The following is an 810-nucleotide window of genomic DNA, read 5'->3' as shown; positions in this document are numbered from 1 at the left end:
TGATAAGTATTGCCAGTTAAAATCTCGTCTCCTTTATCAGTGCAATCAATGCCATCATCAGACATCTTTGACGGCCGGCACAGTGTTTTCTGCGTCAAAATTACCTTTAACCGTGTGGTTTTTGGCGATTTATCTCATGACTCAGGAGAAAAATGGGATTTCTGTACTTGAATTGTCACGTCAACTGGGCATTTCCTACAACGCCGCGTGGCGTATGAAACACAAGCTAATGAAAGCGATGAAAGAACAGGATGACGAAAAGCCTCTCGGCGGATTTATTCAGCTTGATGACGCATACTGGGGCGGGGCTCAGCACGGCCCCCGAGGGCGAGGAGCAAAAGGGAAATGCCCTTTCGTTGCGGCGGTTTCAATGAATGAAGAGGGCCACCCTATGTTCATGCGTTTCAGCGTTGTGAAAGGGTTTAAGACCGGGGAGCTTACCCGTTGGGCTAAAGCGCACCTTAAACCAAAATCCCTTGTTATTTCAGATGGATTAGCTTGCTTTCGGGGGGTTGAGCAAGCCGGGACTTTCCATTTGCCCCTCGTCACTGGCGGTGGAGCGCAGAGTGTTAAGCTGCCCTACTTTCAGTGGGTTAACACAATGATAAGTAACGTAAAAAATTCAATACGTGGAACATATCATTCGATTAGCAAAAAGTATTTACCTCGTTATCTTGCCGAATTCTGTTTCAGGTTCAATTGGCGCTTTAACCTTAAAAGAACATTCGAACAGCTTATTTATTCATGTATTCGAGCAGCACCTATGCCTGAGTATTTACTCAAGCTAGCTGAGATTCGATGGTAATCAGG

1 protein-coding gene is annotated in these 810 nt (G+C 45.7%); it reads left to right on the top strand.

Features of this window, described 5'->3' with window-relative positions:
* A partial coding sequence (locus ACGF5R_RS24230; protein ID WP_387693177.1) for an IS1595 family transposase occupies window positions 1-805 on the top strand: 805 nt, incomplete at its 5' end.
* Window positions 806-810: the final 5 nt, after the last annotated feature.

Source organism: Photorhabdus sp. RM71S (genome assembly GCF_042879355.1).
Lineage (GTDB): Bacteria > Pseudomonadota > Gammaproteobacteria > Enterobacterales > Enterobacteriaceae > Photorhabdus > Photorhabdus kayaii.
The sequence above is the reverse complement of the archived record's forward strand: the minus strand, read 5'-3'. Positions and strand labels throughout refer to the sequence as shown.